Origin of the sequence: Intestinibacter sp., assembly GCF_051866655.1 — a bacterium.
Lineage (GTDB): Bacteria > Bacillota > Clostridia > Peptostreptococcales > Peptostreptococcaceae > Intestinibacter.
Genome location: NZ_JBJDXL010000040.1, coordinates 1 through 7,842, shown reverse-complemented (window position 1 = coordinate 7,842; position 7,842 = coordinate 1). Strand labels below are relative to the sequence as shown.

At 32.1% G+C, this 7,842-nt stretch carries 5 protein-coding genes; 1 reads left to right on the top strand and 4 read right to left on the bottom strand.

Annotation, left to right across the window (positions count from 1 at the left end):
• From ACI3VO_RS01210 to ACI3VO_RS01195, 4 genes are all read right to left on the bottom strand, one after another.
• The coding region (locus ACI3VO_RS01210) for an FtsX-like permease family protein (RefSeq protein WP_439756153.1) at positions 1-3,163 on the bottom strand (3,163 nt) is incomplete at its 3' end.
• A 1-nt stretch (position 3,164) separates the two neighbouring features.
• Positions 3,165-3,824 carry an ABC transporter ATP-binding protein gene (locus ACI3VO_RS01205; RefSeq protein WP_439756154.1) on the bottom strand — a complete coding sequence of 220 codons (660 nt, stop codon included), beginning with the start codon at positions 3,822-3,824 and terminating at the stop codon, positions 3,165-3,167.
• Between the two features lie 194 nt (positions 3,825-4,018).
• On the bottom strand, positions 4,019-5,677 hold the full coding sequence (locus ACI3VO_RS01200; protein ID WP_439756152.1) for a ribonuclease J: 1,659 nt from the start codon (positions 5,675-5,677) through the stop codon (positions 4,019-4,021).
• Positions 5,678-5,818: 141 nt separating this feature from the next.
• On the bottom strand, positions 5,819-7,003 hold the full coding sequence (locus ACI3VO_RS01195; protein ID WP_439756151.1) for a M20 metallopeptidase family protein: 1,185 nt from the start codon (positions 7,001-7,003) through the stop codon (positions 5,819-5,821).
• Between the two features lie 172 nt (positions 7,004-7,175).
• On the opposite strand from ACI3VO_RS01195, the gene ACI3VO_RS01190 reads away from it, so the two are divergent.
• Entirely contained in the window at positions 7,176-7,817 is a 642-nt protein-coding gene (locus ACI3VO_RS01190; RefSeq protein ID WP_439756150.1) for a cyclase family protein, read from the top strand.
• The last annotated feature ends 25 nt before the right edge of the window (positions 7,818-7,842 follow it).

Genomic DNA, 7,842 nt, shown 5'->3' with positions numbered 1-7,842 from the left:
CAGTTAAAATTGCCGCTATAATATAACTTTTCGGACTTATAATTCTACCGAACATCATCGATTTTATTTCGACTGTAATCATAATGTACTGATGAAGCAGTTTTCCAAGTCCAAGTCCGAATACTATACCTACTAAAGTCAATATTATATTTTCTCTGTAAATATATGCTGCTGTCTCTCCATCATAGAAGCCTAGAACTTTAATTGTTGCAATTTCTCTAATTCTCTCTGAAATATTTACATTTGTTAAGTTATATAAAACTACAAATGCTAAAGCTCCAGCTGAAATTATTATAATTAAAACTACATAATTTAAGTTCTTAATAGTATTGCTAAATGTTTCCTTAGATGCTGTATTAAATACTACACCTGATACTGAGTCCATTTTATTTATTTCCTCTGATAAATTATTTTCTGTTTTTGATGAAGTATCATTTAAAGTACATAAAATTTTGTTATTAAATGGAATATTATTAAATAATTTATTATAATAATCCTTCGTCATATATGCATAGTGTGATAGATAATTTTCTGTTATACCAGTAACTTTCGCCTCTTTAGTAATATCATCGCCATTTTTTAATTTTATAGTATCACCTACTGATACTCCTAATTCTCTGGCTGCTTTTTCGGTCAAAATTAATCCTTCATCATTAAGTGAAAGTTCTTTATGACCTACTCTTTCTCTTAATGTGATAAATTTACCAAGTTCTTCTACGTTATCTGGTATTACAATTCTTACATCTTCACTTGCTTTGTCAGTTTTTACTTCTCCATTTTCATATACAAATAATCCATATCCCTTTATTTTTCCATTTTCATCTAAATTTGCAACTAAATCTTTAGTTTCTTTTTCAGTTATATCATTTGAAGCTGTTACTTCCATATCGTATTTAAACAACTCTCCATATTGCCCTGATACTATCATTTGTATAGAATCCTTTACTCCAAAGCCTGTAACTATAAGAGCCGTACATCCAGATATTCCAAGCACTGTCATTAAAAATCTCTTTTTATATCTAAATATATTTCTAAAAGTTACCTTACTTATAAAGCTCAATCTATCCCATATAAAGCCTATTCTTTCAAGTAAAATTCTCTTACCATTTTTAGGTGCCTTAGGCCTCATAAGTGTAGAAGGTTCTTCTAGTAGTTCCTTTCTACAAGCAAAGTAAGCAGAAAGTGTAGTAACTAAAACAGCCACTAATGTAATTCCAATTGCAAGCTTAAAGTCAATCGCAAATTGCATAGGTGGTAAGGTGTACATCATTCCATAAGCGTAGAAAATTACAAGAGGGAACACTGTAAACCCTATTATTAAACCTAAAATACTTCCTACAATACTTGCACTAAACGCATATAGTATGTATTTTTTAGCTATATCAAATACGGTGTACCCCAATGCTTTTAATGTTCCTATATTTATTCTCTGTTCATCGACCATTCTAGTCATAGTTGTCAAGCAGACAAGTGCTGCTACTGCAAAGAAAAATACAGGGAATATCTTAGCTAAAGCATCTATACTATTTGCACAGCCTTCGTACTCTGCAAATGATCTATGACTATCTCTATCTAAAACATACCATGTCGGATGTTCTATTTTATTAATTTCTCTTTGGGCATCGTCTATTTTCTTTTTAGCCTTTGACAATTCTTTTTCTGCTTTTTCTTTATTTTTATTTAAAGTTTCTTGACCTTCTTTTAATTCTTTTTCTCCATCTTCGATTTTTTGCTCTGCCTTTTTAATTTCTGCATTAGCTGTCTGTTCAGATTTTTTTAATTTCGCCTCTGACTGTTTTATTTTTGCTTCACTTGAATCTAGCTTTTGCTTAGTTTGACTTAATTGATTTTCTCCGTCTTCTAAAGCTTGTTTTTGTTTAGACAATTCACTCTTACCTGATGATATTCCTAGAGTTAATTGTTCTAAATTACCATTCATAGTATCTAATTGACTTTGATAGTACGCCTTTTGTTCTTCAGATAGAGTAGGATCACTTAATGCAAGATTTATTTGAGCTATACCCTCCTCTAGCTGTGATTTTTGAGATTCTAATTCTTCAATTTGTGCCTCTGCCTTTGCAAATTCCTTTTCGGCAGTCGCTTTTTTCTGATTGAATTCCTTTAATGCATTTTGATATTGTTTTTTACCTGATTCAAGTTGTTTTTTAGCATCTTCTATTTGTGCTTTTCCATTTGCTATTTCTCTCTTCGCCTTGGCTTTTTGAGATTTTAATTCAGCCTTTCCATCCTCTAGCTCTGCTTTAGATTCATCTATTTTATCCTGTGCATCCTTTAGTTCTTTTTCAACTTTTTGTTTATTTTCTTCGTATTCTTGTTTAGCATCATCTAGCTCTGCTTGAGCTTCTGATACAACTTGATTGTATCTAGCATCTATTCGTTCATCTGTAATAGCATCTATATCATCTACAACAGAATCGATAAGCTCTTGATATTCATCTGAATATGTATCTAGTTTATCTGCTCCTTTTACAGTTAAATAAATATCAGTATATACATCTAATTTAAAATCGTCATCCAAAATCATCATTGCACCTTGAATTTTTCCACTTCCTATAGATGTATTACCTTTTTCATGTGATAAATAATAAGGTGTATTTACATATCCTACAACCTTGTATTCTTTCTTATTTAAAGTTTCACCTATATCTTCATCTGTACCAGAGCTAAGAGTTATAGTACTTCCTATAGGATAATTTAAAAACTGATATTTTGATTTTTCAATTACACATTCTCCGCTTTTTTGAGGGAGTCTTCCTTTGACTACATTTAGTCGGTTCATGTAGTTTTCATTATTTTGTTCTAAATCTTCTAAATTTATGCTTTGAATTTGAACTACACTGTCCTTGTCATTGTAATTTGAAATTGCATCGATAGAATAGGTTCCTTTTATTCCATCGACATTTTTTATCTTCTTGAGTGCATCTACATCATCGTCTGTAAGCCCTAAAGTAGATGTAACTCTAATATCCATCAAATTATAATCATCATAGTAGGAATCAGATGTCTTCTCCATAACTAGAGGAGATGCTTTTATTCCCGAGAAAAATGCAACTCCCAACGTAACAATCAGTAAAATAGAAATAAATCTTCCCTTAGAATTTTTTATATCCCTTATAAAGTCCTTTGTAAGTGCGTTTTTCATATTACCATTCAATCCTTTCTACAGGAGTTGGATTTTCGTTTACGACTACGCTTTCTATTTTACCGTTTTTTACTCTGATTACTTTGTCACCCATCGGTGTTAAGGCTAAGTTATGTGTGATTATTATTACTGTCATCTTCATTTTTCTACATGTGTCTTGTAGTAATTTTAAAATCGCTTTTCCTGTGTTGTAGTCCAATGCTCCAGTCGGCTCATCGCATAGAAGAAGCTTTGGATTTTTAGCAAGAGCCCTTGCTATTGCTACCCTCTGTTGTTCCCCACCTGATAATTGCGCTGGGAAATTGTCTTTTCTCTCAGCTAATCCTACAGCCTCCATGACTTCATCTATATCCAGCGGATCTTTGCAAATTTGAGTAGCTAGTTCTACATTTTCCTTTGCAGTTAAATTTTGAACTAAATTATAAAATTGAAATACAAATCCAATATCGTATCTTCTGTAAGTAATCAACTCTTTATTTGAATAATTATTGATATACTTATTGTCGACTATAATTTGACCACTGCTCGGACTGTCCATACCACCTAGTATATTTAGTATCGTACTTTTGCCGGCACCACTTGCACCTGCAACTACTACAAATTCTCCTTTATCAACAGAAAAGTTGACTCCACTTAAAGCTTCTATCTTGACTTCTCCCATTTGATAAATCTTTTTTACATCTTTAAATTCAATGTATTTGCTCAATATACTTCCCCTCTATTCTCTAAATTTTAAATTATTTTTATAGCAATTATATCTAAGTAATTATTATACTATTTTCATTACTATTTAATAATAACTCATTTTTTTTTATAAGAAAATCTTTATTTTAAATATTAATAAATGTAGATTTTTTACACATCCATTATTATAGGAAATACGCTTGGTCGTCTTTTAGTTTTTTCAAATAGCAATAGCTCTACTGCTTTTCTAACGCTAGTTTTTAATATCTGCCATTCAGTTGATTTATCGTCTAGACATTCTTCTATTTTTTGTCGTGAAAGCTCCTTTATTTCGTTTATTAAATTTTCGTTTTCTCTAGCGTATATAAATCCTCTAGTTATTACATCTGGACCTGAAGCGAGATAAAAATTATCCTTATCTATTGCAAATACGATTATTACCATACCGTCTCTGGCAAGATTTCTCCTATCTCTGAGAACTATATTTCCTACATCGCCTACACCAATACCATCTACGTACAAAACTCCTGTACGAACCTTGTCAGCTACGACAGCCTTTTCCTTTGTTATTTCAAGTACATCTCCTGTCTCTAGCTTGAATATATTTTCTCCCTTCATTCCCATTTTTTTAGCCAAATCCTCGTGGTGCTTTAAATGGCGATATTCACCGTGAACAGGCATAAAATATTTAGGCTTTGTGATAGAGTGAATTAGCTTTAGCTCCTCTTGATATGCATGTCCTGAAACATGAACATCCTCTAAATCTTCATATATTACCTCAGCGCCTTTTTTATAGAGCTGATTTATGACCTTGGAAATCATCTTGTCGTTGCCTGGAATAGGCGATGCTGAAATTATAAATAAATCATCTGGCTCTAAACTTATCTTCTTGTGAGTCCCATAAGCAATTCTAGAAAGTCCCGCCATCGGCTCTCCTTGACTTCCAGTAGTTATTATAGTTATTTTCGATCCATAACTATCCATTTCATCTAGATCAATTAGAGACTCCTCTGGTATATGTAAATACCCAAGTTCCATAGCTACATTGCTTACATTTTCCATACTCCTTCCACTGAAGCAGATTTTTCTATTTTCTCTCAAGGAAGCATCTACTATCTGTTGAATTCTATGTATATTAGATGCAAATGTAGCAACTATTACTCGTCCCCTTGCATTATTTAGAATTCTATTTAAAGTTTCGCCTATTGTCCTTTCTGATAGAGAATGACCACTTCTGTCTACATTAGTGCTATCTGCCATCAAAAGCAAAATTCCTTCTTCTCCTAATTTTGAAAATCTATTTAAATCCATAACTCTACCGTCAATTGGAGTATAATCGATTTTGAAGTCGCCAGTATGAACAACTGTGCCCAATGGAGTAAAAATTGCCAGTGAACAAGAATCCGCTATACTATGTGTAGCTCTTATAAATTCTACACTTAATTTATTAAATTTTACTACATCTCCTTCTTTAACAGGAATTAAATTAGCTGTATCTATTATCTTATGCTCTTCTAACTTACATGCAATAAGTCCAATAGTCAGGCGAGTTGCGTATATATCCATATTTAGCTGTCTTAAAATATACGGTATTGATCCTATATGATCCTCGTGTCCATGAGTTATGAACAGCCCCTTTATTTTATCTTTATTTTCCAATAAATAAGTTATATCTGGAATAACTAAATCTATCCCGAGCATATCGTCGTCTGGAAATGAAACTCCACAATCTATTACTATTATTTCGTCCTCATATTCTATCGCTGTTATATTCTTGCCTATTTCACCTAGCCCACCGAGTGGAATTATCTTTAATGTATTTCTTTTCATATTACTATCCTCGCTAAATTTCTAATATTAATATTTATTATTATCAATTTTAGCTTTTATATTACTGAGAATTACAAAATACTGTTTAACAAAAGTGAAAAATAGAGGAACAAAAAAATTTACCGCTCCTCTATTTTTTATCTAATTAAAATGAAGTACATTTAACACATGCATAATTGTTCCTACACTAAGACATCTCTCGTCTATATCAAAATCAGCCGTATGTATAAGAGAAGTTATTCCCTTTTCTTTATTCCCACAACCGACATGAAAAAATGCTCCCTTGCAGTTTTCTAGGAATAAAGAAAAATCCTCTGCTCCCATAGATGGATAATCCTTGTACACAAAGCTATTTTCTCCTAAAAATTCCTCTGAATTTGACTTTACTATATCGACCATTTCTCTGTCGTTTATAAGCGCATCATATCCTCTTCTCGCCCTCAACATAAATTTCGCCTGACATCTATATGCAGCTGCTGTATTTTCAACTATTTCAGTAGCTCTTTTTACCATAAAATCTCTTTCCTGCTTGTTTAGAGTTCTAAGTGTACCCTGTATCTCGACGTGATCACAGATTACATTTCCAGCATCTCCACCTTCGATTTTGCCTAAAGTCAAAACTCCCATCTCATGTGGAGCTAAATTTCTACTTACGATACTCTGAAGCGATGTTATTATCTGAGCCGCTGCAACTAAGGCATCTATGCCATTTTGTGGATAAGCTCCATGACCTCTCTTTCCATTTATCTCAATTAAAACTGAATTACTGCTGGCGTTTAGAGTATCGTATTTAGATTCTATTTTGCCAACCTCTAAATACGCTTGAACATGTGCTCCAAACATGAAGTCTACATGTGGATTTTCCATAAGACCATCATCGATAAAATACTTAGCTCCTCCACCCTTTTCCTCGGCAGGCTCAAAGAAAAATTTGACGTTTACGTTTAATTCGTCTTTAATCTCGTACAGGATTTTACAAGCACCGATTAGCATAGTCGTATGTGCATCGTGTCCGCATGCGTGCATAACCCCTTTATTTTCTGATTTATATGAACTTTCCTTTTTTTCTTCTATTGGAAGTGCATCTATATCAGCTCTAATTCCTATTGTAGCCTTTGCATTTTCAGTGTATATATACGCCATAATTCCTCTGTGGTGTTCAAATTCTAAATAATCTATTCCTATTTCATCTAAATATTTTTTTATTTTATCTCTTGTCACAAACTCCTCCATAGCCAATTCAGGAGTTCTGTGGATATCCCTTCTTATATTTATCAAATAATCTAAAATTTCATTTCCCCTTTTTATAACATCTTCTTTTAACAAGCAATTTCCTCTCCTTTTTTAAATAACTATATTCTTTAAATTATATGTTAAATAATCACCTTTATTTTATAATTATATTAAATTTTAAACCAAAGTAATGTTCTTTTTCAAATATTCAAATACTTATATATGATATAATTTTATTGAATTATATTATTTCGAGGTGATTACAATGAAGATTATAGATTTAACTCATACTATCAAAGCAGATATGCCTGTATTTCCTGGAACAGATCAGCCTAGATTAGATCCTGCCAGCACTTTGGAAAAGGACGGATTTAGAGAAACTTTACTTACTATGTACTCTCATACAGGAACTCATATGGATGCTCCATACCATGTAAGAAATGAGGGAATAACTTTAGATAAATTTCCTGCTGATAAATTTGTTGGAAAGGCTTTAATAGTCGATTGTTCTGATTTAAAAGAGGGCGATACTATAGGAATTTCTTATATAGATAAATACAAAGATATTATCGACGAGGCAGAATACATAATATTTAAAACTGGCTGGGAAAAATACTGGGATGAACAAAAATACTTCGGAAACTTCCCTGTTATAGACAAAGAAGTCGCTGATTATTTAATAAAAAAAGGCAAAAAAGGAATTGGTCTCGATGTAATTTCAATTGAGCCTATTGCAGAGGAAGAATTACCTATGCACCACAAAATTTTAAAAAACAATCTAGTAATAATAGAAAATCTCTGTAATTTAGATTCTGTAGGAGAGCAATTATTTACATTCTGCGCACTTCCTTTAAAATACGAAAACTCTGATGGAGCCTCAGTTAGAGCTATTGCTATTTTAGACTAAAATGATAAAAGGGATACACAATTAT

Bases quoted from the DNA above. Each gene is read 5' to 3' on its own strand.
- ACI3VO_RS01205 (WP_439756154.1), bottom strand. From the start codon at position 3,824: ATGGGAGAAGTCAAGATAGAAGCTTTAAGTGGAGTCAACTTTTCTGTT.
- ACI3VO_RS01200 (WP_439756152.1), bottom strand. From the start codon at position 5,677: ATGAAAAGAAATACATTAAAGATAATTCCACTCGGTGGGCTAGGTGAA.
- ACI3VO_RS01190 (WP_439756150.1), top strand. From the start codon at position 7,176: ATGAAGATTATAGATTTAACTCATACTATCAAAGCAGATATGCCTGTA.